Source organism: Coprococcus hominis (ex Arizal et al. 2022) (assembly GCF_040094675.1).
In the GTDB taxonomy this organism is placed as follows: Bacteria; Bacillota; Clostridia; order Lachnospirales; family Lachnospiraceae; genus Coprococcus_C; species Coprococcus_C hominis.
Window position 1 is genome coordinate 526,826 of the sequence record NZ_JBBNHG010000031.1, and the last position, 25,842, is coordinate 552,667.

At 43.6% G+C, this 25,842-nt stretch carries 17 protein-coding genes; 2 read left to right on the plus strand and 15 right to left on the minus strand.

Annotated features, from left to right (window positions below):
- Positions 1–30: 30 nt before the first annotated feature.
- From AAAT93_RS07995 to AAAT93_RS08005, 3 genes are all read right to left on the minus strand, one after another.
- Complete coding sequence (locus AAAT93_RS07995; RefSeq protein ID WP_021984201.1) at positions 31–465, minus strand: NfeD family protein; 435 nt, start codon at positions 463–465, stop codon at positions 31–33.
- Between the two features lie 179 nt (positions 466–644).
- Complete coding sequence (gene typA, locus AAAT93_RS08000) at positions 645–2,483, minus strand: translational GTPase TypA (RefSeq protein ID WP_117781276.1); 1,839 nt, start codon at positions 2,481–2,483, stop codon at positions 645–647.
- A gap of 135 nt (positions 2,484–2,618) precedes the next feature.
- Positions 2,619–7,433 carry a hypothetical protein gene (locus AAAT93_RS08005; protein WP_227572916.1) on the minus strand — a complete coding sequence of 1,605 codons (4,815 nt, stop codon included), beginning with the start codon at positions 7,431–7,433 and terminating at the stop codon, positions 2,619–2,621.
- A gap of 242 nt (positions 7,434–7,675) precedes the next feature.
- Between AAAT93_RS08005 and sigG the strand changes: the two genes are divergently transcribed.
- Positions 7,676–8,461, plus strand: coding sequence for an RNA polymerase sporulation sigma factor SigG (gene sigG, locus AAAT93_RS08010; RefSeq protein WP_021984198.1), 786 nt, complete (start codon positions 7,676–7,678; stop codon positions 8,459–8,461).
- Between the two features lie 58 nt (positions 8,462–8,519).
- On the opposite strand, the gene AAAT93_RS08015 is transcribed toward sigG, so the two are convergent.
- The 7 genes from AAAT93_RS08015 to purF form a co-directional block, all read right to left on the minus strand.
- Positions 8,520–11,102 (minus strand): leucine-rich repeat protein, encoded by a 2,583-nt coding sequence (locus AAAT93_RS08015; protein WP_227572917.1) that lies wholly within the window; start codon positions 11,100–11,102, stop codon positions 8,520–8,522.
- Positions 11,103–11,577: 475 nt separating this feature from the next.
- Positions 11,578–12,489, minus strand: a complete 912-nt coding sequence (locus AAAT93_RS08020; RefSeq protein ID WP_021984197.1) for an FHA domain-containing protein — start codon at positions 12,487–12,489, stop codon at positions 11,578–11,580.
- A gap of 21 nt (positions 12,490–12,510) precedes the next feature.
- On the minus strand, positions 12,511–13,941 hold the full coding sequence (locus AAAT93_RS08025; RefSeq protein WP_118373872.1) for a 4Fe-4S dicluster domain-containing protein: 1,431 nt from the start codon (positions 13,939–13,941) through the stop codon (positions 12,511–12,513).
- Between the two features lie 121 nt (positions 13,942–14,062).
- Positions 14,063–15,517, minus strand: coding sequence for a nicotinate phosphoribosyltransferase (locus AAAT93_RS08030; protein ID WP_118373873.1), 1,455 nt, complete (start codon positions 15,515–15,517; stop codon positions 14,063–14,065).
- A gap of 74 nt (positions 15,518–15,591) precedes the next feature.
- Complete coding sequence (locus AAAT93_RS08035) at positions 15,592–16,881, minus strand: adenylosuccinate synthase (RefSeq protein WP_021984194.1); 1,290 nt, start codon at positions 16,879–16,881, stop codon at positions 15,592–15,594.
- Between the two features lie 120 nt (positions 16,882–17,001).
- The gene (purB, locus tag AAAT93_RS08040) at positions 17,002–18,456 is read right to left on the minus strand and encodes an adenylosuccinate lyase (RefSeq protein WP_118670808.1); all 1,455 of its coding nucleotides are present in this window, start codon (positions 18,454–18,456) and stop codon (positions 17,002–17,004) included.
- A gap of 51 nt (positions 18,457–18,507) precedes the next feature.
- Positions 18,508–19,944 carry an amidophosphoribosyltransferase gene (gene purF / locus AAAT93_RS08045; protein WP_021984192.1) on the minus strand — a complete coding sequence of 479 codons (1,437 nt, stop codon included), beginning with the start codon at positions 19,942–19,944 and terminating at the stop codon, positions 18,508–18,510.
- A gap of 212 nt (positions 19,945–20,156) precedes the next feature.
- On the opposite strand from purF, the gene AAAT93_RS08050 reads away from it, so the two are divergent.
- Positions 20,157–20,501 (plus strand): PilZ domain-containing protein, encoded by a 345-nt coding sequence (locus AAAT93_RS08050; protein WP_021984191.1) that lies wholly within the window; start codon positions 20,157–20,159, stop codon positions 20,499–20,501.
- 67 nt (positions 20,502–20,568) lie between these two features.
- Here the strand turns inward: AAAT93_RS08050 and AAAT93_RS08055 are convergent, their stop codons facing one another.
- The 5 genes from AAAT93_RS08055 to folE all read right to left on the minus strand — a co-directional run bounded on the left by AAAT93_RS08055 (position 20,569) and on the right by folE (position 25,841).
- A complete protein-coding gene (locus AAAT93_RS08055) occupies positions 20,569–21,972 on the minus strand; it encodes an exopolysaccharide biosynthesis polyprenyl glycosylphosphotransferase (RefSeq protein WP_227572918.1) in 1,404 nt (467 codons plus the stop codon).
- 9 nt (positions 21,973–21,981) lie between these two features.
- Complete coding sequence (gene glmM, locus AAAT93_RS08060; protein WP_021984189.1) at positions 21,982–23,340, minus strand: phosphoglucosamine mutase; 1,359 nt, start codon at positions 23,338–23,340, stop codon at positions 21,982–21,984.
- A gap of 121 nt (positions 23,341–23,461) precedes the next feature.
- Positions 23,462–24,529 (minus strand): diacylglycerol/lipid kinase family protein, encoded by a 1,068-nt coding sequence (locus AAAT93_RS08065; protein ID WP_118670806.1) that lies wholly within the window; start codon positions 24,527–24,529, stop codon positions 23,462–23,464.
- Between the two features lie 19 nt (positions 24,530–24,548).
- Complete coding sequence (gene queC, locus AAAT93_RS08070) at positions 24,549–25,214, minus strand: 7-cyano-7-deazaguanine synthase QueC (RefSeq protein ID WP_021984187.1); 666 nt, start codon at positions 25,212–25,214, stop codon at positions 24,549–24,551.
- A 48-nt stretch (positions 25,215–25,262) separates the two neighbouring features.
- Positions 25,263–25,841 (minus strand): GTP cyclohydrolase I FolE, encoded by a 579-nt coding sequence (gene folE / locus AAAT93_RS08075; RefSeq protein ID WP_021984186.1) that lies wholly within the window; start codon positions 25,839–25,841, stop codon positions 25,263–25,265.
- Position 25,842: the final 1 nt, after the last annotated feature.

Below are 25,842 nucleotides of genomic sequence, written 5' to 3' on the forward strand. Positions count from 1 at the left end.
CCCTTTTTCAATCAACTCTTCTATACTATCCTATGCCTGTGTGCTCTTCGTCACGATGAGCTTCACGCCGTCGATGCTCTGCACGAGAACCTTCTCTCCCGCAGCAATCTTCGAATCATCTGCGGAACGTGCAGACCATTCCATGCCCGAAAGCTTCACAACACCCTGTGCCTCCAGATTGTTGATCTCCTGCTTGACGATTCCTTCTTTTCCAATCAGACTGTCTACATTCGTCTTCTCCACATTCTTCATCAGATGCTTCGCCGCAAATGGCCGGGTAAACACAAAAAGCAACGTCGACACAACCGCAAACACAAGAAGCTGCACCAACCAGTGTGCACCGGTCAGCGAGATCAGTCCTGCCACAAATGCACCGCCTGCGAACCATATGGACGTAAGTCCGAGTGTAATGATCTCAACCACGATCAGTATCACAGTTATAATCAGCCATATTGTTAAACCCATAGTAACCTCCTCCTGTTATTTTTCAGCAAAATACACATCTCCTATGTATTCCGCTCCGTCTTTTTTATTTTATCACACCGCGCATAAATCTTCCACAAAAAATAAAGAGAAATCCGTCAATTTTGCACAAATTTAACGGATTTCTCACATTGTTTTTTAATATGATGGTTTTCGACAGATTAATTCGACTGCATTGCACGCTTTGCACGCATACGAAGTGTTGGATCCAGAATCTTCTTACGGATACGGATGGACTTCGGTGTGATCTCCAGAAGCTCGTCAGTATCAATGAAATCCAGTGCCTGCTCCAGAGAAAGGATCTTTGGAGGTGTCAGCTTCAGCGCATCATCGGAACCGGATGCACGTGTATTCGTAAGCTGCTTCTTCTTGCAGACATTTACTTCGATATCCTCTGCCTTACCGCACTGTCCAACGACCATACCGCCGTAGACCTGCTCGCCCGGTCCGATAAAGAGTGTTCCACGCTCCTGTGCATTGAACAGACCATATGTGATACTCTCTCCTGACTCAAACGCGATCAGAGAACCCTGACTTCTGTAATTCATATCGCCCTTGTATGGCTGATAACCATCAAACATCGTATTGATGATACCATTTCCCTTGGTAGCGGTCATGAAATCACCACGGAAACCAATCAGTCCACGGGATGGAATTGAGAACTCCAGTCTCGTTGTACCATTTCCAGTTGGTGCCATACCCTGCAGCTCACCCTTACGCTGATTCAGCATATTGATAACGGTACCGGAGAATTCATCTGGCACATCAATGACTGCAATCTCGAACGGCTCTAACTTTTTGCCCTTCTCATCTTCCTTATAGATAACCTCTGCCTTACTTACTGCGAACTCATAGCCCTCACGACGCATGTTCTCGATCAATACAGACAGATGCAGCTCACCACGTCCAGATACCTTAAAGCTCTCAGTCGTGTCTGTCTCTTCCACACGCAGAGAAACATCAGTATTTAACTCACGGAACAGACGGTCACGCAGATGACGGGAAGTAACGAACTTTCCTTCCTTACCTGCGAGCGGTGAATCATTTACCATGAAATGCATGGCGATCGTAGGCTCAGAAATCTTCTGGAACGGAATTGGTTCCGGATCATCCGGTGAACAGATTGTATCACCGATGTGGATATCTGAAATACCGGAAATCGCTACGATCGAGCCGATACCTGCCTCGTTCACTTCCACCTTGTTCAGGCCTTCAAACTCATATAACTTACCAATCTTTACCTTGCGGTACTTGTCAGGCTCATGATGGTTTACGATGATTGCATCCTGATTCAGCTTGATCGTACCATTATCCACCTTACCTACACCGATACGGCCAACATACTCATTATAATCAATCGTACTGATCAGAATCTGTGTACCTGCATCTGGATCACCGGTTGGTGCCGGAATATATTTCAGGATCGTCTCGAACAATGGCTGCATATCTGTACCCGGCTCATCTGGTGAAAGGGATGCAATACCTGCCTTTGCGGATGCGTAAACAAATGGGCAGTCAAGCTGCTTCTCATTTGCATCAAGCTCTAATAAAAGCTCCAATACTTCCTCTTCTACTTCTGCCGGTCTTGCCTCCGGACGATCGATTTTATTGATACACACGATTACGTTCAGATCCAGTTCCAGTGCTTTTTTGAGCACGAACTTCGTCTGTGGCATCGCACCTTCAAATGCATCTACCACGAGGATAACGCCATTTACCATCTTTAAGACACGCTCTACCTCGCCACCGAAATCAGCATGACCCGGCGTATCAATGATGTTGATCTTTGTATTCTTATAAGTAACTGCGGTGTTCTTAGAAAGGATTGTGATACCTCTCTCTCGCTCGATGTCATTCGAATCCATGACACGCTCTGCGACTTCCTGATTGTCACGGAATACACCACTCTGCTTCAACAGTTCGTCCACGAGGGTTGTCTTACCATGATCGACATGGGCGATAATTGCTACGTTTCTTACATCTTCTCTTGTAATCTGCATATCTCTTTCCTCATCTCTATATACATACTCAACTACAACAAACTTAGGTATTTTAGCACATTCTTCCCTTACTTTCAATATTTTAGACAAAAAAAGCTCCGGGGATTTCACTCCCCGAAGCCCTGTTTTTACTGCTTATTTTTTGATATATGCCTGTGTTTTCACACTGGTGATACCCTGATAGCTTCTCGCTGGTGCATTACCACCCTTTGGTACAAGCACGATCTGGATTCCTTCCAGTCTCTTCGCAAGTCCTGCGGTTCCTGCTGCTTCGCCGTTCTTTGCCCAGCCAAGCCAGCCAAAGCTCTGTGCATGTACACGGTAATATACATCGTAATGCTCTGCCATCTCGCCAGTCAGTGCAATACGGATTGCTTCGAGACGCTTCGCCTCTCCACTTGTACCAGACATATCTCCATCGCGCCTCCAAGTATTTGGATTGTTTTCATTTCCCTGCCAGCCGTAAGTCTGTACATGGGTTGTGTAAACAATGCTTCCACTGTATGGCTTATTTGTAAGCTTGATATTGATACCTTCGAGTCTCTTTGCCTGTCCGGAAGTACCACTTATCTGTCCGTTATACTTCCATCCCTGCCAGCCAAAGGTCTGTACGTGTGTGCGGTATGCAACATTGACATTTGCCTCTCCAGCCACACTTGGATTTGTATTTGAAGTTGCCTGATTGCCAACCACTGGAGAAGAACCAGCCTTTGCAATATAACTCTTTGCCTGATGTACGCCAGATGCTGCGTTAACACCTGCGTAGTTGACACCCGGTGCAGCTGCGCCCTTCTTCACTACCACGATCTGGATTCCTTCGAGTCTCTTTGCATAGCCTGCGGTTCCAGATGGTGCACCGTTCTTCGCCCAGCCAAGCCAGCCATAAGACTGTGCATGCACTCTGTAATAAACATCGTACTTATCCTTATCTGCGCCTGTAAGCTGGATCTTGATTGCCTCTAATCGCTTTGCTTCACCCTCAGTTCCGTTCATCTCACCATTTGCGGACCAAGGCAGCCAGCCGTAGCTCTGGCAATGGGTTGTGTACTGGATTCCAAGGTTGTCATTTCCGTAAACACGGATCTTGATGCCTTCCAGTCTCTTTGCCTTGCCACTTGTACCAGCCATCTTACCATTTACAAACCACTTGTTTGCATTGTTCTCATCACCCTGCCATCCAAAAGTCTGTACATGGGTTGTGTAACGGATTGTCACATCCGGTATTACAACTGGTTCTGGCGTCGGTGTTGGTGCTGGAAGCTTTGCGATTGCTTCCTTTGCAAGAACGGTCTTGCAGACGGTACATTCCTTATGTCTGCTTCCCTCTGCATCGACGGTTGCTGCCTTATCTACGATCCAGTCGCTGGATGTGTGATCTTTCTTAGCGATTACTTCACCTGTTGCAAGCTTTGCGTCACAGTCTACACAGTAAGTATCACCGGTATAGCCTGCTTCTGTACAGCTTGCTTTCTTTGCGTTTCTGACTTCTGTTTTCTCATGCTTACAAACCTTCTTGTCGCATATTACATAATCAGAGCAATGGCTAAGTACCAATGTAACCATGCCATTTTCTACTACAACACTGTCGATCGGTTCTAATATATTTGTCTCTTTGTTGATATGGTAGTAATAAACCGTAGTTCCATCTGCATATTGGTCACCAACTGCGATTGTTACCTTCGTATTCTTTGGAAGTTTACCATCATGTGCAAATGCCACTACACACTTCGTTGCATCTGGATCAGTCAATTCATCGACTACCTTCTGATCCTCATAGCCTTCTGCATCCTCAAACACTTCCAGCTTCGTATTCACGCCACTTGTGACATCCGTTTCCTTCAGGGAGTCTGCATCAAAGCTCCATGTATATTCTATCGTTCCGTCCGATGCTTTCTTGCTGACCTCCAGAGAAACTTCTGCATCCTTCAAGCTGTTCAATACATCTGAAGATACGGTTGCCTGCGCACCATCTGTATAAGAAGTCTGAATGCTTGTTATCTTTGTCTCACCTTCGTTATCCGAATTGTACTGATTTGCTATTTTTATACTTTCCTCGATTGCTTCTGAAGAAATACCCTTATCCTCTGTAGATGAAGTCTTTATTGTTGCTTCGTTTGAGTTCTTATCCTCTTCGATTGTAACAGTCGTTGTCCCTGTTGACGGAATTGTTGTTTCTATTTTATTTCCATTTTCTCTTTTCTCCAAAGGCGTTATTTCAACTGTTCCTGTTACATCGTCATTCTCTCCGGTGATCCAAATATAATAGACCTTCGTGTCCTTTGACAAATTGTTAAATACAACCTCTTTATTTCCTCTTGCAAAAGGAAGTTCTAATAAATCGTCAAATACCGATAAATCCGAATCATCATATTTAATATCAACTTTGCTTTTTGAATCTACTGAAAGCTTATACAATTTTCCCCTTGAACGTACTTCATTTATATATCCATTCTCGTCATAATCATCTGGCATCATTACCCAGTCAACCCCATCTTTCGATGTTGTAAAGCTCCCCGGCTTGAGTTCTGTTGCCTGACTTTGTTTCAGAGTAATATCGCCAGCCAAGCTATATGCATCCACGGTAATAACATTTACCGCTGGCGTATAACTCGGATTTTGCTGTACACATATATACAATTCACATGGTGTCATTTCTTCATTTTTATATTTATATGTATAACTTCCTCCATATGTTTCAATATATCTAATTGCTGGTTCTTCTGGATTTGAATACACATACATTTCTCCGCTTAATGGAACTGTAATTTCAACCTCTGTATAGGCATCCAAATTATACTTATACCATACTCCAGATAACTGATTGTAAATGTTATACCCGTCTCCTGCAGTTACAACCGTATATATATCATGCTCACTAATACACTCATTTTCTCCATTATAAATTTCACAAATTTCATCTGTCTTTTGAGACAGGCGATTATCCTCGTCCTTATTTAAAGTAAGTACGATTGATGAATCCAGATGACTTGCATCTCCTGAAATCACAAGATATCCTTTGTTCAACAATTTGATTGGAACATTTTTTTCCTCACTCAAATTCAGTTTTGTACTATAACCTGATTCATAATCTAGCAAATCCCCTGTATGTACATGCAAATCATCTGTTTCAAAAAGATATAATTTTGCATTTACATCTGGATTATCTGATTTCACATTTAATGTATAAATTCCTGGATCAACCGCGTACACCTTAGCATTCTCTATTACATATGTACTTTCCCCATAATTGTAAGCCAGCATGCTTATATATGTGTCATCAGAATCATCGTATTGATATGTTTCAGATGTTCCAACTTGTAACAAAGTGGCATTTGTTTTTTCTTCAGCCAATTTTGAAGTGATCGTCTTAATCTGCATATTGGCATTCTCATCATATGAATGAGTTACTTTCCATACATAATAAGACTTCGCTTCATTTGATGTGTTCTCCATTTTTCCATTATTGGTTACATAATTAAACTCACTGTCATACACAATTGCATAACCAACTGTTCCATCAACTACATATATCGCTCCTGCAGGAACCGTAATTTTATATAAAACTCCAAGCGATGCCTGATAATTTGCCTTTCCATCCAGCATTGCTGAACAATACTTATAAAACTTTGAACCATTTTCATGCTCAACCTGACCATTTTTTACATTTTCTTCTGTAATCTCAACGGCATTTTCTTTTATTGTTGACACATCCGAAAGTTCGGTAACGGAAATATTAGCTTCATTGTCGTTCGTACTATAAAAATAATATGTTCCCTCTGTAGCTTCCCAATAATCCCCAGAATTTCCATATTCAAGATTTAATCTTTCATATACATTCCAATTTGAATCATATTTCATCATAGTAATATTACCTTTTGGAATAATTACTTCATATACACACCCTTCCGGAACACACAATCTTGCCCAATGTGCCTCCTTTTTTTCTGTTGTTATAGTCGACGCATCCTTTGTTGTATCTCGATATTGCAAATAATCATATTTCAATCGCTGTTTTTTTTCTTTACTAAGAGTAAAATTTTCACCTACCTTAATATCTGTAACTGTAGCTTTGTCAATATCAATTGGCGTAGTTTGTTTTATTATTTCTCCAAATACAACTCTAAATTCCTGCATACATCCATAATATCCTGAATAGATATAATAAGTTGCTTCCTGATCAGTTAAATTTTCCAAATAATTGTCTTGTATGCCTGCATATTCCAATTGATTATCATTTTTCTTTAATACATTAATGCTCAGTGCATCATCATCAAAACCAAATGCCTGTATTTTTACTTTAGTATCTGGACTTAATGTAATCTTGTACATTTTTCCGTTAATCTCTGTTCCCTTAAAGCTTCCAAGCATATAATCGGTTACTTTTATGTTTTCTTCTAATGCACCAGTAACTTCTGTAATGTCACTTTCTTCATATTGCGTGTTTTTTTGCAATTCTACTGTAATATCATTTTCTTCCGTCTGATCTTCAGAATAAAGATCATTCCTAATATTTATCCAATATTCATATCCACCTTGCAGATAGCAATACCCTTCATCACTGCCAAGTCCTATTACCATGATGGAACCATGTGGAATCATGCAACCATTTTCATAACTATACATGTCTACCTCATAAACAAGATTTGAAGTATCCCCATCATACTTAAATTTCAAAGTATAACTTTCATCATCTAATTTGTCTATATGCAACACCTTTCCTGTCCATGTAGAAGTTTCAGAATTTGAAATAGGGTATGAAACCGTTTCCTTTTCCCACCTCACCTTGTTCGTTCCAATTTGTAAATCATCTACATCCATATAGGATGTCGTTGTCCCGGTTCCGGTCTCTTCCGCCCGTACAACCAGGTACTGGTTTGAAATCAACGGCAGCGCCATACAGAGTGTCAGTATGACCGCCATCAACTTCTTGCAAACTTTCCATTTTTGCATACGCTTCTCTCCTCTCAGCTTTTTATTTTTGTTTCTGGGATTACCCATTGTTCGTATCATAGCATATAAAAATGGCATTTTTTACACTTATGCAAAATTGGCAAGGATTTATGCAAAATTGGTATTTTTTACAGATTCTTTGCCATATAGCCAGAAACTGGAAACCAAAAATTGTATAGCTTTCCACAGATTTGTAAATCCTTTCTAGTAGTGAACAAAAGGATTACAGGAGATACGAAATTATGGCTGGAAATAAAGTAGTAATCTGTGGAGTCAACACAAGCAAGCTCCCACTGCTTTCTGAGGATGAAAAGCGGGCACTCTTCGCCCGCATGAACGCAGGGGATAAAAGTGCCAGAGAAGAATTTATCCGTGGAAACCTCCGACTTGTTCTGAGTGTGATCCAACGGTTCTCCGGCAACAACATCGAAAGCTCCGATGACCTTTTTCAGGTCGGCTGCATCGGGCTGATCAAAGCACTGGATAATTTCGATCAGACACTGGATGTCAAATTCAGTACCTACGCTGTACCTATGATAATCGGTGAATGCCGCCGCTACATGCGCGACAACAACACGATCCGTGTCTCGCGCTCGCTCCGGGACATCGCCTACAAAGCAATCTACACGCGGGATATCCTGACAAAGAAAAACGACCGCGAACCAACGGTTGACGAGATTGCCAAAGAATTAGAGCTTCCAAAAGAAGATATTGTGACCGCCTTAGATGCGATTGCCACACCAATGTCCCTGTTTGAGCCAATATATCAGGAGGGGCAGGATGTCTTATATCTGATGGATCAAGTCAAAGACAAAAAGAACAAAGAAGAAAACTGGGTGCAGTCGCTTGCTTTACAGGAAGCGATGCAACGGCTCGACGAGCGGGAATTAAATATCATCCGCCTGCGTTTTTTTGAAGGTAAAACACAGACGGAAGTTGCCGATGAGATTGCGATCTCACAGGCACAGGTCAGCCGATTAGAAAAAAATGCTTTAAAATCCATGCGGCATTATCTGTCGAACGAATAAAAAACAGGTTCCATGAAAGATCTTTCATGGAACCCATTTTCTATATTTCTATTATTGATTATTTCTTGATATATGCCTGTGTTCTCACACTGGTAATACCCTGATATCTCGTTGCTGGAGCCTTGCCGTTCTTCGGTACAAGCACGATCTGGATACCTTCCAGACGTTTTGCAAGTCCTGCAGTTCCTGCTGCTTCACCGTTCTTTGCCCAGTTCAACCAACCATAGGTCTGTGCATGTACACGATAATAAACATCGTAATGCGCTGCCATCTCGCCAGTCAGATTGATACGGATTGCTTCCAGACGCTTTGCCTCTCCGGAAGTACCACTCATCTGTCCATCGTGTCTCCATGTGTTCTGATTGTTCTCATTTCCCTGCCAGCCATAGGTCTGTACATGGGTGGTGTAGACAATACTTCCACTGTATGGCTTGTTCGTGAGCTTGATGTTGATGCCTTCGAGTCTCTTTGCCTGTCCAGAAGTACCACTCATCTGTCCGTTGTACTTCCATCCCTGCCAGCCGTATGTCTGTACATGTGTCCGGTATGCAATATTTACATTTCTCTCACCTGCCACACTTGGGTTGGTATTAGACGTTGCCTGATTTCCAACCACCGGTGAAGAACCAGCCTTTGCAATATAACTCTTTGCCTGATGTACGCCAGAAGTTGCATTCACTCCTGCATAATTTAATCCCGGTGCCGATGTATCCTTCTTTACGACAACAATCTGGATACCCTCCAGTCTCTTTGCATAACCAGCAGTTCCGGATGGTGCACCATTCTTCGCCCAGCCAAGCCAGCCGTAAGACTGTGCATGCACTCTGTAATAAACGTCGTACTTCTCTTTATCAGCGCCTGTGAGCTGAATCTTGATTGCCTCCAGTCTCTTTGCCTCGCCTTCGGTTCCGTTCATCTCGCCATTTGCCGACCAAGGTAACCAGCCGTAGCTCTGGCAATGAGTTGTGTACTGGATGCCAAGGTTTACGTTTCCGCTGACGGAAATCTTGATACCCTCCAGACGCTTTGCCTGCCCGGAAGTACCAGCCATTCTACCATTCGTAAACCACTTGCTTGTGTTGTTCTCGTCACCCTGCCAGCCGTAGGTCTGTACGTGGGTTGTATAACGGGTTGTAACATCTGGCGTCGGTGTCGGATCTGGATCTGGGTCTGGGGTTGGATCTGGATCTGGGGTTGGATCTGGATCTGGAGTTGGATCTGGATCTGGAGTTGGATCTGGATCTGGGGTCGGAGTTGCCTTTGTAACTGTTACATAAAAACGTTGTGTACGTTTTCCATCATTCGAACGGGCTAATACAAAAGTTTTTCCTACTCCAACTGCCTTTGCTTCACCAGTTCTCGAATCTATTGTAACAATATCTTGATTTGCACTAAGATAGTTAACACCTTTGTTTGTTGCATTTTCCGGAAGTACCGTTCCTGTTACTTTAAAGGTGTCTCCAACCTTCAATTTTGTCTCATCTACATCTGCAATTACTTTTATATCATCTGCATAAATCGTTTCGTCATCATCACTGATTAAATTGAAATGATAACCGTTTTCCTGTGCATATTTATGAGCAGCACTATTTTCTACACAGTTAATGGTTAAAAATTCACTTACTGACGTTACAGAATGTCCTAAGTCAGAATTCCATCTTGTTTGGCAACATAAATTTTTGCCAATATTTTTTACCGTCTTTGGAATCGTCAAATTCGCTAAGCTACCACATTCGTCAAATGCATAGTCTTCAATGGTTGTCACACCAACAGGGATTTCAAGTGTACTCAGCTCATGACTACTTTCAAACGCATGACTTCCAATCGTTCTTATCGTTTCTGGGATTTTTGTTCCATAGATTCCTATTATCAGCTTATCCGTATCTGTCTCGATGACTGCATTACAATTATCACGACTATCATATACAGGGTTTTCAGGTGAAACCGTAAGCGTTGTAATTCCACTGCTCATAAATGCATTTCCGCTAAGCTTCGTCACATTCTTTGGTACTTCAAACGACTTCAATCCCTTACAGCTCTGAAATGCCTTTGCATCAATCTCAGTCACAGAGTCCGGAATTGTTAATGATGTCAAATTTTTACAAAATCCAAATGCACCTTCACCAATCTTTGTGATATTGTCTGGAATGTCAAGTGATGTAATATTAGCCCATTCAAATGCATATGCCGGGATTTCTGTAATTCCCTTCGGAATATTGAACGATGTTAATTCATCGCAATCGCCAAATGAGCGTGGTTCTAAATCTGTTACACTATCTGGAATGTGTACGTTTTTCAAATTTTTACATTCGTAAAACGCACTTTTCCCTATTTTCTTAACAGTATCTGGAATCGTGACACTCGTCATTGTTTTTTGATAAAACGAATATTGATCAATCGATGTAACTGGCTTTCCATTAATCTCTGCGGGAATCTCCACGGCATCTTCATTCAGCAAATAATCATAAATCATATATCCGCCATTTTCCGTGTCTTCCACATATTCGAATCTTCCATCTTCTGTTTTCATAGCAGATTCTTCCGCTTTCACGTCTACTTTGAACACCGACATACTAGAGATCACGCACAAAAGTGCGAGTAACACAGCCAATACCGATGCTCTTCTTTTTCTTTTTTGCATCTTTTTCCTCCCTTTCTTTTATCCCTTCCACCCAAAAAATTGCACGCAAAAAACACCACGCACACATCGACTGCTCCTGCATCCCTGTTCTGCCTGATCTCGTACTATGTCTCTATGAAGTTTTTTCCGTTTGCTGATATTTTGAAATGGAAATAATGATGCTGTATCCTGATTTCTCAGTGACTGCAAAGAAACTGCATTCTGCAGTAAATTATCGTCTAAGCAGTACCCCCCCCCGAAGAACATTTGTTCTTATCGGGTGAACGGTTGTGCATACATCTGCTTTTATGAATTTAAGAACGTTATATTCATGCTGCATCTTTTGCACCCCCATCTTTTGAATCAACATACAAGTTTCATTATATATTTATTATTTGCATTCTGCAATAAGTGAGTGAAAATTTACTATCTGAAAAAGGGAGAGCTGCATGACGTTCACACATCATGCAGCTCTAAAATGAGAAAGCGTATTAAATTATCGTACCCAATACTTAAACTCTTCATCACCCATACGGATATAGTCATCATTTTTCAGCATGACATCAAATCCCGGCTGGATCATCTTTCCATTCACATAAGTATGGTTTGTTGAGTTCTCATCACGGATATAACATTCTCCATTGCTGATACGGAAACTGCAATGCTTCCGGCTTACCTTCCGGTTATCTGGAATCTGATAATCACATTCCGAAGACTTTCCTACTAAGAACTCTGTCTTCTCAATCGGAATCAGCGCGTTCGTTCTGGAACGAACGAGATATGGAGTGATATTGTTGTAACTCATCTGCTGTAAGACAGTTGTCTCGCCCTCGCCAAGATCAATATCATCCTTCAAAATATCTTCTTTCTGCAATTCAATAATGAATGTATAGAACTCACGCAAAGAGAACATTAACCGGCTATCCAAATAATGCAGGATCTGGTCAACACAATTGACACACTGCATATCTGCAAACCGGATCTTGCTGATGAAATTCTGTACAAACTCACAGACATTGCAGTCTGTAAATTCCTTCTCAATCGGCATGTAGATCAACTGTACATGCAGATTGGACAGTTCAATATACATATACTTCGTGTTCAGAAGTACTTTCTTGATTGGCATATTGCGGTCTTCAAAATACAACAACTGATTCAATATATTCGACAAGATCGAAAGAAACTCGCCCTTGTACAACTGCTTCTTCAAGAACTGACCGAGCGGCAACGTTGCAGGAATCTTGTAAGACAGAACACGCACGCCCTCTACAACACTCTGCTGACAGGTGGACTGGTTTCCAAGGAAAAATGCATTAAATCCTTCCATCTCTGTCTGATTTACGATCACGGTATCTTCTATTCTGAAATTCAAATTAAATTCGTCATAACTTTCCTGTACTTGATCCACGGTTTTTCCCCCTGTTACATTTTATTGCAGGTGAAACTCTGATATCGCACCTTCAATCGTCTTATCAGCAGCTTCCTTACCATATTTTTCAACATCCATACGGCTCTTCGCCATATGCGTCAGATTTCCGTTTCCGTTGACACAGCCACCCTGACATGCCATGCCCTCCATGAAGTTTCCATCCAACATATTTCTGCGCAGCTTCAACAGCGCAATCTTACATTCTTCAATACCATCGCAGACAACCGGCTTCAATTCGAAGTCCTCTGCACCCTGTTCTTTCATTCCCTGCTTCACAGCACTGCTCAGACCGCCTGTGTGAGCAAAGATACGTCCAAAGTAAGAAGCATTCTCCAGACTTTCCTCTTCCAGTGTCGTGATGTCGATCTCCCGGCTGTCAAGCACTGCCTGCAACTCTTCAAAAGTCAGTGCACTGTCGATATACGGTGCAACCGTCTCCTTGCGGATCTCCATCTTCTTTGCGGTACACGGTCCGATAAATACGACCTTCGCCGTCGGATCCTGCTCCTTAATATGTTTACCGATCATCGCCATCGGTGACAAAGTAGAAGATACATACGGCAGCATATCCGGGAAGTTCTTCTCCACATAGGATACAAATGCCGGACAGCATGAACTCGTCAGCATACCCTTCTCCCGCAGCTCCTGTGATTCATGCCAGGTTGTCATATCTGCACCAAGCGCAACCTCCACAACTTCATCAAAGCCAAGCGCCTTGATTCCGCTGATGACCTGTCCACGCTTCGCGTAAATAAACTGTCCCGCGATTGCAGGTGCAACCGCCGCGTAGACCTTATAATTCTTGCCATGGTCACTGTCCTTGATCATGTTGATGACCTGTAATATGTATGATTTCTCATTGATGGCACCAAACGGACACTGATATACGCATGCGCCACACGCGATACATTTATCGTTATCAATCTTCGCTTCCTGATCCTCGTTCATCGTGATCGCGCCAATCTTACATGCCTGCTGGCATGGACGCTTAAAATCTGAAATGGCACTGTACGGACATGCCTTTGCACAGGCACCACACTCTTTACATTTCGACTTGTCGATATGGGCTTTCTGATGCTCATCAATCGTGATCGCACCAAACTTACACGCATCCGCACAGCGGTGTGCCAGACAGCCACGACAATGCTGTCCGACTTCATATCCGCCAACCGGACACTCATCGCAGGCGATCTCCATGACTTCAATGACATTGTCATTGTCCGGATTGCCGCCCATTGCCATCTTGACCTGTTCACTCACGATCGCGCGTTCCTTGAATACGCAGCAACGCATCGTTGGCTTCTTGCCCGGAATAATCTTCATTGGAATATCCAGAATTCCTTCGAGCAATGTGCCATCCCATGCCATACGCGCAACCTCGCGCAACACTTCATAACGAAAATATTGGGTTCTGGTGTCAAATTTTCTCATATTCTTTGTAGAGAGTATTCTCTCCTTCTCCTAATTCTATGTCATATCCTAAAACATATATAATTATCTTAATATTTCTGATAATTTCTGTCAACGGATACCGCATATTTTTAAATATTTTTTAGTGAAGCTCTCCTTGTCCCTGTGAAAGCATCTCTTCTTTGACTTCATACAGTTTTTTCGACAGATCCACGTAATGGATATGCGGATTCGTAAATCGCTGTTCCTCCTCCCATATCTGATGGTCAAGCTGTTCCGTCACATATGCTTTGATTGCATCAAGCTCCGGCTTGTCATAAACCAGCTTTCCATCGCGGAAGATCGGCACCTGCAGCTCCTTCACATCCACATTTTCAAACTTCATCTTCTTCCAAGGCTTCACCGGATCCACGTAGGCAAATGGTTCATCTCCGTTTACTTCCTCGTCGTACATCGTGATCAAATCGGCAAGCGCATATCCGGTCTCACGGCTGTAAATACGCCACAGCTTCTTTCTGCCCGGATTCGTGATCTTTTCGACGTTCTCAGAGATCTTGATCTTCGGCACAAATTCCCCGGCATCATTCTGCACAGCAGCAAGCTTGTAGACACCACCAAAGACCGGATCGGATTTCGACGTGATCATACGTTCTCCGACGCCGTAGGAATCAATGCTTGCGTTCTGCTTTTTCAGTGACTGCATCAGAAATTCATCGACACTGTTCGACACGACGATCTTGCAGTCCTGCATATCACGTGCATCGAGTGTCTTACGGATCTTCTTCGAGAAATATGCCAGATCACCGCTGTCAATGCGGACACCCTTCAGGCGTTTCCCGGCAGGCTCTAACACTTCCTTTGCGACACGGATGGCATTGACCAGACCGCTGTTTAAGATATCATAGGTATCGATCAGCAATGTACAGTTGTCCGGATAGACCTCTGCATATGCCTTAAACGCTTCGTATTCATTGTCAAAAAACTGAATCCAGCTATGTGCCATCGTACCGATTGCAGGTACGCCAAACCGTTCATCTGCCATGACCGTTGCTGTCGCAGCCGCGCCACCGATATAGGCTGCTCTTGCACCAAGAATCGCTGCATCACCACCATGTGCACGTCTCGCGCCAAACTCCATAACAACCGCACCACTCTCAGCCGCTGTCCGGCAGATGCGGGAGGCTTTTGTGGCAATCAGCGACTGGAAATTCATCGTAAGCAGCAGCATCGTCTCAATTAACTGTGCCTCGATCACCGGTGCCGTCACCGTGACAATCGGAGTATTTGGATAACAGATCGTGCCTTCCGGCAACGCATCAATATTTCCTGTAAACTTAAAATCAGCAAGATACTGCAGGAATCCTTCTGAGAACTCGCCCTTGCTCCGCAGGAATTCGATATCCTCCTTAGAAAAATGCATGTTCTCAATGTATTCGATCAACTGTTCCAATCCGGCAGACACAACAAATCCACCATTATCTGGATTCTTCCGGTAGAACATATCGAATACAACCATCTTATCTTTGAACCCTTTTTCAAAATATCCGTTGGACATTGTCAGCTCGTAATAATCCATCAGCATTGTCAGATTTCTCATAGAATAAACCTCTCTATTAAAAAACTGCTGCACCAAAGCGTTTGGTGCAACAGCCTTTGTTTTATTATTTCGTCTTAGTTATTAAATCCACGATAGATGATATCAGATCTCTTTGGTCCGTTGGAAACCATCGTGATTGGGAATCCGATCTGCTCTTCGATAAACTCGATATACTTACGACAGTTCTCTGGAAGATCCTCATACTTCTTAATTCCGCGGATATCCTGCTTCCATCCCGGAAGTACCTTATATACAGGTTTTGCTTTCTTTAACTTTGCAGTTGTAGGGAAGTCCGTTGTTACCTCTCCGTCAATGTCATAGCCGACACAAACCGGAATCTCATCGAGATAACCAAGTACATCCAATACGGTAAATGCAACATCAGTTGTTCCCTGAATCCGACAACCATACTTAGATGCGACACAGTCAAACCAACCCATACGTCTTGGACGTCCGGTTGTTGCACCAAACTCGCCTCCATCACCACCACGGCGGCGAAGCTCATCCGCTTCTTCTCCGAATATCTCACTGACAAATTCACCTGCTCCAACAGCGGATGAATATGCCTTACATACTGTTACGATCTGCTTGATCTCATATGGAGGAATACCTGCTCCAATCGCGCCATAAGCAGCCAGTGTGGAAGAAGATGTTACCATCGGATAGATACCGTGATCCGGATCCTTCATGGAACCAAGCTGTCCCTCTAAGAGGATATGCTTTCCTTCCTTGATTGCATTATACAAATAAGCAGATACATCACATACGAACGGAGCTACCATCTCCTTGTACTCCATCAATGTGTTGTACACTTCATCCACGGTCAGAAGCGGCTTCTTGTACAGATACTCTAACAATACGTTCTTCGATGCGATCACACGCTCGATCTTGTCGCGCAAGGCTGCCTCATCGTCAAACAACTCACTTACCTGAAAACCAATCTTTGCATATTTATCTGAATAAAACGGTGCAATACCGGACTTTGTAGAGCCGAAAGACTTTCCTGCCAGTCTCTCTTCTTCATATGCATCAAATAATACATGATATGGCATTACCATCTGTGCACGATCCGATACGAGGATCTTTGGCATCGGAACGCCCTTGTCTGTAATTGACTTTACTTCATTGAACAACACCGGGATATTCAATGCAACACCATTTCCGATAATGCTGGTTGTATGGTCATAAAATACGCCGGAAGGAAGTGTATGCAATGCAAACTTTCCATAGTTATTTACGATTGTATGACCTGCATTTGCTCCACCCTGAAAACGCACGATAATATCTGCCTTCTCTGCGAGCATGTCTGTAATTTTACCTTTTCCTTCGTCACCCCAATTGGCGCCTACTACTGCCTGTACCATAGTCTAACCTGTTACCTCCGTTTTTATCACTTTGCAATTAATAGTGTATCGACCGCAGTCGACCTTTCTATTCTACTTTATTTTTACAATAAAATCAATACGCATCGACGATTACGCATCTTATACGTTAATCTCTGCCTTTACGCCGAGGATATCTTTGTTTGCATCGAGAATTGGATGAATCTGCTCTGCCAGGAACTCGGCTGTCTGCTCCGGTGCACGACCAACAAAGTTCTTTGGATCAAGCAGAGCTTCGATCTCTTCGCGTGTCATGCCAAATGCAGAATCGCATGCGATCAGCTCTACCAGGTTATTCTCGTTTCCATACTTCTTCACCTGCTCACCCGCGATCATCGAATACTCACGGATCTTCTCATGCAGCTCCTGACGATTTCCGCCACGCTTTACGGCATCCATCATGATGTTCTCGGTTGCCATGAAAGGAATCTCCTTCATGAAATGCTGGTAGATCACCTTGTCATATACGACAAGTCCATCTACGACATTCAAGTACAGATCCAGAATACCATCGATGGCAAGGAATGCTTCCGGTACAGAAATTCGCTTGTTTGCAGAATCATCCAGTGTACGCTCAAACCACTGTGTACTTGCCACAATTGCCGGATTTAAAGCATCTGCCATCACATAGTCAGACAGGGATGCGATACGCTCACTACGCATAGGATTCCGCTTATATGCCATCGCTGACGAACCAATCTGGTTCTTCTCGAACGGCTCTTCTACTTCCTTCAGATGCTGAAGAAGACGGATATCGTTAGAGAACTTATGGGCTGACATCGCAATGCCGGAAAGTACATTTAAGACTCTCGCATCGACCTTTCTGGAATAGGTCTGTCCGGAAACCGGATAGCAGGCTGCAAATCCCATCTTCTCAGCAATCTTTCCATCGATTTTCTTCACGGTCTCATGGTCGCCCTCAAACAGCTCTAAGAAACTTGCCTGTGTACCGGTTGTTCCCTTACAGCCAAGCAGCTTCTGCTGTCCAATCATATATTCAAGGTCTGCTAAATCCAGCAGTAACTCCTGCATCCAGAGTGTCGCACGCTTACCAACTGTCGTTGGCTGTGCAGGCTGGAAATGTGTAAATGCCAGAGTCGGAAGATCCTTATAGGTATCTGCAAACTTTGCAAGCTCATTGATGACATTGATCAGCTTTGTACGAACGAGCTTCATTGCCTCTGTCATAATGATGACATCTGTGTTATCGCCAACATAACAGCTTGTTGCACCCAGATGGATGATACCTGCTGCCTTCGGACACTGCTGTCCATATGCATACACATGACTCATAACGTCATGACGCACGAGCTTCTCACGCTCTCTTGCCACATCGTAGTTGATATCCTCTACATGGCTTTTCAGTTCTTCGATCTGCTCGTCTGTGATACGTGGGTTGCCATCGGCATCTTTTAGTCCAAGCTCCTTTTCGGTCTCAGCAAGTGCGATCCATAATTTTCTCCATGTCTTGAACTTCATGTCCGGGGAGAAGATATACTGCATCTCCTTGCTTGCGTATCTCTCTGAAAGTGGGCTTACATACTTGTCTCTGCTCATAAAAACCTCCAAATTTATATATTTTCCTCATATGTTCTTCTATTATACACCTTATGCGTCATATTCGCCACGAATATCTTCTTTTGGTGGATCAATTGGCCATTTTCCTGTGAAACAGCCCTGACAGAACTGTCTGCCACCGGTCAGTTCCGGCAGCCGTTCCAGCTTCAGATAGCCAAGGGAATCCGCACCGATGATCTGACGGATTTCCTCAATGGTACGGTTGTATGCGATCAACTGGTCACTGTCCGGTACATCCGTTCCGAAATAACATGGATACAAAAATGGTGGGGATGAAATCCGCACATGCACTTCCTTCGCACCGGCTTCCTTGAGCATACTGACGATCCGGTCACTCGTCGTTCCACGCACGATGGAATCATCGATCATGATCACACGTTTTCCTGCAACTGCATCCTTTAACACGTTTAACTTCACGCGCACACTGGATTCACGCTGACTCTGCTTCGGCTTGATAAAGGTTCGTCCAACATAGCCATTTTTTACGAAAGCAGTTCCGTATGGAATACCGGATTCGAGCGAATAGCCAAGTGCCGCTGCATTTCCGGATTCCGGTACACCAACAACCAAATCCGCGTCCACCGGGCTGTCCTTTGCGAGACATCTTCCGGCAATGATACGCGACTGATATACACTCATCCCATCAATCACACTATCCGGTCTTGCAAAATAAATATATTCAAACACACATCTGCCGTGTTCCTTCTGGCACAACTCTCTGTGACTTTCAATCCCTTTTTCCGGTGATATAACAACCATCTCACCCGGTTCCACATCCCGAACAAATTCTGCACCGATTGTATCAAGTGCGCAGCTTTCCGATGCAAGCACGTACGCATTGTCGCGTTTTCCGATGCAGAGTGGACGGAACCCAAACGGATCACGGGCACCGATCAGTTTTCTCGGACTCATGACAATCAGGGAATAGGAACCGACCAGCTTCTTCATGGCATTTTGAACTGCTTCCTCTGCCGAAGATGTCTTTACACGTTCCCTGGCAATATGATATGCGATCACCTCGGAGTCGATCGTCGTCTGGAAGATTGCACCATCATGTGCGAGTTCTCTTCGAAGCTCCGGTGCATTGACGAGATTCCCGTTATGTGCCAGGGCAAGGGTACCCTTGATATAATTCAGTACAAGCGGCTGTGCATTCTCTCTGGTACTCGCACCGGCTGTTGAATATCGTACATGACCAACTCCGATATTGCCTTTGAGCTTATCTAAGTCTTCCTGTGTGAATACCTCATTCACAAGTCCCATACCCTTAGAAGACAGCACCTTGCCCTTTGGTCCTTCGGTATCAGATACCGCAATACCACAGCTTTCCTGTCCTCTGTGCTGCAAAGCGAACAATCCGTAGTAAATCGTTCTAGCCACATCGTGTCCGTCAAAGTCATACATACCGAAGACTCCACATTCTTCGTGCAGACCATCATCCTGATAGTGTTCCATTACATCACTCATATCGCACGTTCCTCTCATTATAATCTTATTATCCGCATATCGCTTCTTTTTTTGATAATTTTTTCAAACCTTGCTTATTATAACCTAGATAACTTAAAGTATCAAACAGTTTATGTGTTTTTTTCGAGTTTTCGTGAATTTATATAGCGTTTCACTTGTTTTTTTGATATAATAGTGCCAATCTAATAAAAATTCCAAGCTGGAGGGTTCGTATGCAGGAAAAAAGAAAGAACGTCAGACTTCCAATCAAACTCAAATTGGAAGTTTCTAATTTATTTAAGCAGGATGGTGTAAAAATCGAAAATCTTGATGCCGAAATCGAGGTCTTCGATATATCCAAAGCTGGTATCGGCTTTATGTCCCTGTCCAAGCTTCCGGTCAATTATTATTTCAATGCAACGATTGAATTCGAGAACCGGGAAGAAGTAATCTTATCCGTTGTGAAGATTCTGTATGTAACACCAATTGGCAACGCCGGCTATCGTTATGGCTGTGAGTTCGTCGGTCTGCCGTCTATGTACGATTACATATTTGAGGAGTATGCGCAGAACCTGTAAGTATTCCAATTCCGTTATATAGAAAAAGAAAGAACTGTACACGCATTTTCGTGAACAGTTCTTTTTTTTATTCTGTTCCCTCAACCGGGGGATTCACCGACTCTGGTGGCTGATATTCTTCAAACACCAGCTCTTCGCCTCTGTGGAACGCTTCTGTACTGTCCTTCTTAAACAGGACAATCAACGTCTGGAACAACAGCTTGATATCCAGCCAGAAGCTGTATTCTTCAATATACGTCAGATCTAAGATCAGCTTATCCTTCGGGGATGTGTTATACTTTCCGGCAATCTGCGCATGTCCGGTGATACCTGCTTTCACACGCAGACGGTACTCGAACTCTGGCAGAACCGATGTATAGTTAAATACGTTTGCCAGCATCTCCGGTCTTGGTCCAACGACACTCATATCCCCCTTTAATACATTGAAAAACTGTGGGATCTCATCCAGCCGGTATTTCCGCAGGAATTTTCCGACACGCGTCACACGCTCATCATCTTCCACCACAGAATAATTCTCTACATTCTCCCGCATTGTGCGGAACTTGTATACAGAGAAGATCTTTCCGTCCCGCGTCGCACGGTTCTGCTTAAAAATGAGGCTTCCGTGGTCATCGAGTTTGATCATAATGCTGACAACCAGCATAATCGGCGAGGTAAGGATCAACGCAATCACAGAGATTACAATATCCATCGCCCGCTTGATAAACCGCTGCTCCAGAGTCAGCCCCTTGGAATAATTACAGTATACCGATACGTCGTCTAAGATAAAATGCTTCGCACTCTTCTCGATCACATCATGCATATCCGGGTTGAAATACACATTCTTCATATTCTGGTAACAGTACTCTAAGATCTTTGTCCGATCCTGCACCGGAACGTCATAGATAAATATCGTATCATGCTCCAGAATGTATTGCTTGAGGTTTGCGTCCCGATAGTCCGCTACCTTGTTTACCTTGTATTGCAGCTTGTATTTTAAAACGCCGCGCACAATCTCATTTAAGCTCTGCTGGGAAGATGTAATGATAATACAATCCTCCGGCTGATAGATCTTAAAATACAAATGATTGCCGCCATACACGAAAATCAGGATCGTCACAAACTGGATTGCAATAATCGGCAAAAGCAGATATGGCTGTTCCAGCTTGAAGCTCTGGTTTTTCATCTGGTTTGTATTCATGATCGACAGAACGATCACAGAAATCACATCTGTAAATACCTGATTCAAAAACAGGGACAGCACGATCGGTTTACTCTTTCGTTTTCCTATGTCGTAATGTCCATAGATCGTCGAAAACATATAATGCATTACTACATACGCTGCGATTGTAATACCGGATGTTCGCGACAGATTCCACAGCTGCCAGTTTGATTTCGCATAAATTCCATACAATACAAAGAACAATATCAAATTCAAAATCGCCTTGAGAAGAAATACAAGTGAAGTCTCAAGTTTTCTGGTATTATTCATTCTATATCCTTACTGTACTTCGTATCCTTTGCTTCGGATAACATCGACTACCGCATCTACATGTTCTTTACAGATTTCATCGGTCTTGGCTTCCACCATCACACGGATCAGTGGCTCTGTACCACTCTGGCGAAGTAGAATTCTTCCATCATCTCCAAGTGCTTCCTCCACCTTCTTTGCGGCTGCAAGTACATCTGCGTCTTCCATAACTTCTTTCTTACTTGTAACTTTAACATTCACCAGAAGCTGTGGGTAGATCGTCAGTCCGCGTGTCAGTTCAGAAAGCGGCATCTTCTCTTCCACCATTGCTTCCATGATCTTCAGGGATGTCAGAACGCCATCACCCGTTCTTGCATTCTTCGAGAAAATGATATGTCCACTCTGCTCACCGCCGAGGATATATCCGTTCTCCATCATACACTCATAGACATATTTGTCTCCGACTGCAGTCTTCTCATAGCCGATGCCTTCTGCATCTAATGCCTTGTACAGACCAAGGTTTGACATGACGGTTGTCACGACTTTGTTATTGTTCAGTCTGCCACGGTCACGCAGATATTTTCCACAGATGTAGATGATCGCATCGCCATCCACCAGATTACCCTTCTCATCAACAGCCAGACAACGGTCTGCATCGCCATCATAAGCAAATCCTGCATCTAAATTATTTTCTACAACAAACTTCTGCAGCCCCTCAATATGGGTAGAACCACAGTTCGTATTGATATTCGTACCATCCGGTGTGTTATTGATGACATATGTCTTCGCGCCAAGTGCATCGAACACTGCTTTCGCAACCGTCGAAGATGCACCGTTTGCACAGTCGAGTCCGACACGCAGATTCTTGAATGCACGTGTTGGGAGTGTCATCAGATAACCGATATAACGGTTTCTACCCATCGAATAATCCGTCGTCCGTCCAATCTTTTCTTTCGTTGCAAATGGAATCTCCGGTACCAGTCCATCGATATAATCCTCAATCAACTTTTCAACAGCCGCATCCATCTTTGCACCGTGACTGTTAATGATCTTGATTCCGTTATCATAAAATGGGTTGTGGCTCGCAGAAATCATAATTCCACAGTCAAACTCATCGGCACGCACGATATAGGACACACTCGGTGTCGGTGTGACATGCATCAAAAATACATCCGCGCCACTCGCTGTCAGTCCGGCAACTAAGGAATACTCAAACATATAGCTCGAACGTCTCGTGTCTTTTCCGATGACGATTCGTGCCCGGTCATCCCCCTGCTTCTCCTTACCAAAATAATATCCGAGATATCTTCCGACCTTGTACGCATGTTCCACTGTCAGGTCTACATTTGCCTCACCGCGGAATCCGTCTGTTCCGAAATACTTTCCCATTATTTTCCCCTTTCAATTTAGCTGTCTAAATTTTATCTTCATCGTTTTATGCACGTGTGCATTATTCTTATTATATTCTTTTTTCTCTTACTTGTAAAGAATTGGCATAGCAAAGCGGTTCTCACTCTTTTTTATCCGGCTCTGTCTGTGCAGATTCCTCTGGATAATGCAGTGCATACCGGCTATACAGATCTTCAAGATCAATATCATCTTCCGTGTAAGCAGTCTCCTCGTCACGCTCTTCATCCATCGCGTCATCGTCATCACTCGGCTGGTTTGCCATTTCCTCAATGTTGATCTGCGGCAGCATAATATCAAGCGCCTGCTGCTGGTTTAAGATCTCCACATGCTTCAAACTTCCGCCAAACTCCCCATCGAGTGTCCATGCGATCTCCTGTTCTCCATCTACAACAACACGGGACGCCTTGCATTCAAAGAACATCTCATTTCCCTCAACTTCATTTTGCAGAAGTCCACGGATGATCTGCTGCATCTCCGCCGGTGTTGATGGCATCTTGATAAAGAGGCAGTCAAATTTTCCGTCATCCAACACGACATGCTTGGCTCCTCGCAGCTTGAATCCGCCAACCGAAAGCGTATTGGTCACCATACCATACAGATATTTTCCAGTGATGACCTTCTCGTCAAACTGTGCCGTCAGATTAAAGCCTTTATAATTTCCGATATTTTTAATTCCTTCAATAATATATGCCGAATGTCCGATTGCCTTCTTCAGGGACTGATTCGTATTATATGACACATCGGTGAAAATACCGAATGCCGCAATGTAGATAAACGACTTGTCCGCGAACTGTCCGATATCAACCTTCGTACATTTTCCATTTACAATCTGATTTGCCGCTTCAATGGGTTTTCTTGAGATACGAAGGCTTCGTGCGAAATCGTTTGTCGTTCCAACCGGGATATAACCAAGCGGCACTTTTTTGTGTCCCATCTTGGAGTATCCGCAGACCGTGTTATCGAGCGTTCCATCGCCACCTGCGCACACGATCAGATCGTAATCTTCGCCGTCGACACGCACCTTGCGTTCTGCATCCTCCGGTCCCTGTGTCGGATACGTCACGACCTCGTATCCAGCCTGTGAAAATACCATGATAATCTCAAACAAATCATTTCTTATCGCCGTTCGTCCGGCTTTCGGATTGATAATAAATAACAAGCGTTTCATGGCTTCCCTCCATTATCCTTTATCGTCTGGCAAGATATGCATCCAAGCCTTTTTTCCGCAGCTTACATGCAGGGCAGTTGCCACAGCCATCGCCCTTGATGCCATTATAACATGTTAATGTCATATTGCGAACCAGATCAAATCCACCGAGCTTATCGGCAAGCTCCCATGTCTCTTCCTTGTCAATCCACATAAGCGGTGTGATAATGTCAAATTCATAATCCATCGCCAGATTTAAAGATACATTTAAGGACTTGATAAACTCATCTCTGCAATCTGGATAACCAGAGAAATCACTCTGGGATACACCCGTCAGGATATCCGTGACACCCTTCTGCTTTGCGAATACCGCTGCAAATGTCAAAAACAGCATATTTCTTCCATCGACAAATGTATTTGGTGTACCCTCTGCCGGTGCATCGCTGTCCACCTTCATATCATCACGGGTCAGAGAATTCGGTGCGAGCTGATTTAACAATGTCATATCCATGATTGTCTGCTCCACATCCAGCTTCTCACAGATTTCCTTCGCTGCATCAAGCTCTGCCACATGTCTCTGGTGATAATCAAACGATACGGCATACACCTTCTTATAATGTTTCTTCGCATACAGCAGACAGGTTGTGCTGTCCTGTCCTCCACTAAATACAACAACGGCTGCTTCTTTGTTCTTCTTATGCTGCATAATAATCACTCCTTCTTATCCTCTGTTTTCATCTTCTATGTTCAGCTCTTATTTCAGTAACATCATCAGTTTGTTCTGCAATGTCTCATTCTTCTCGAACTCACCGGTAAATGTCGTCGTGAACGTCTTTGCACTTGCGTTCCGGATACCTCTAGCTGTCATACAGCTATGGCTTCCCTCGATCACAACTGCCACATCCTCACTTCCAGTCACCTTACTCATAATATATGCGATATCGGTACCGATTCTTTCCTGCAACTGTAAGCGTTTTGCGACCATATCTGCAATCCGTGCGATCTTGCTAAGTCCGAGCACTTTTCCCTTCGGAATATAAGCGACTGATACATGCATGTCATACATCAGTGCCATATGGTGCTCACAATAACTGAACACCTCGATATCCTTGACCAGGACCATGTCACTCGTATCCTTGCCCGGACGCTCGAACGATTTGTTGAACATCTCTGCAATCTCATCGTTCGTATAGTTCATTCCTTCAAATACTTCCTCATACATGCGGGCAACCCGGTCGGGTGTTTCCTTTAATCCTTCTCGGTCGGGATCATCGCCAAGGGCAACTAAAATCCCGCGGATATGTTCTTTGATTGCTTCTTTATCGATTGCCATC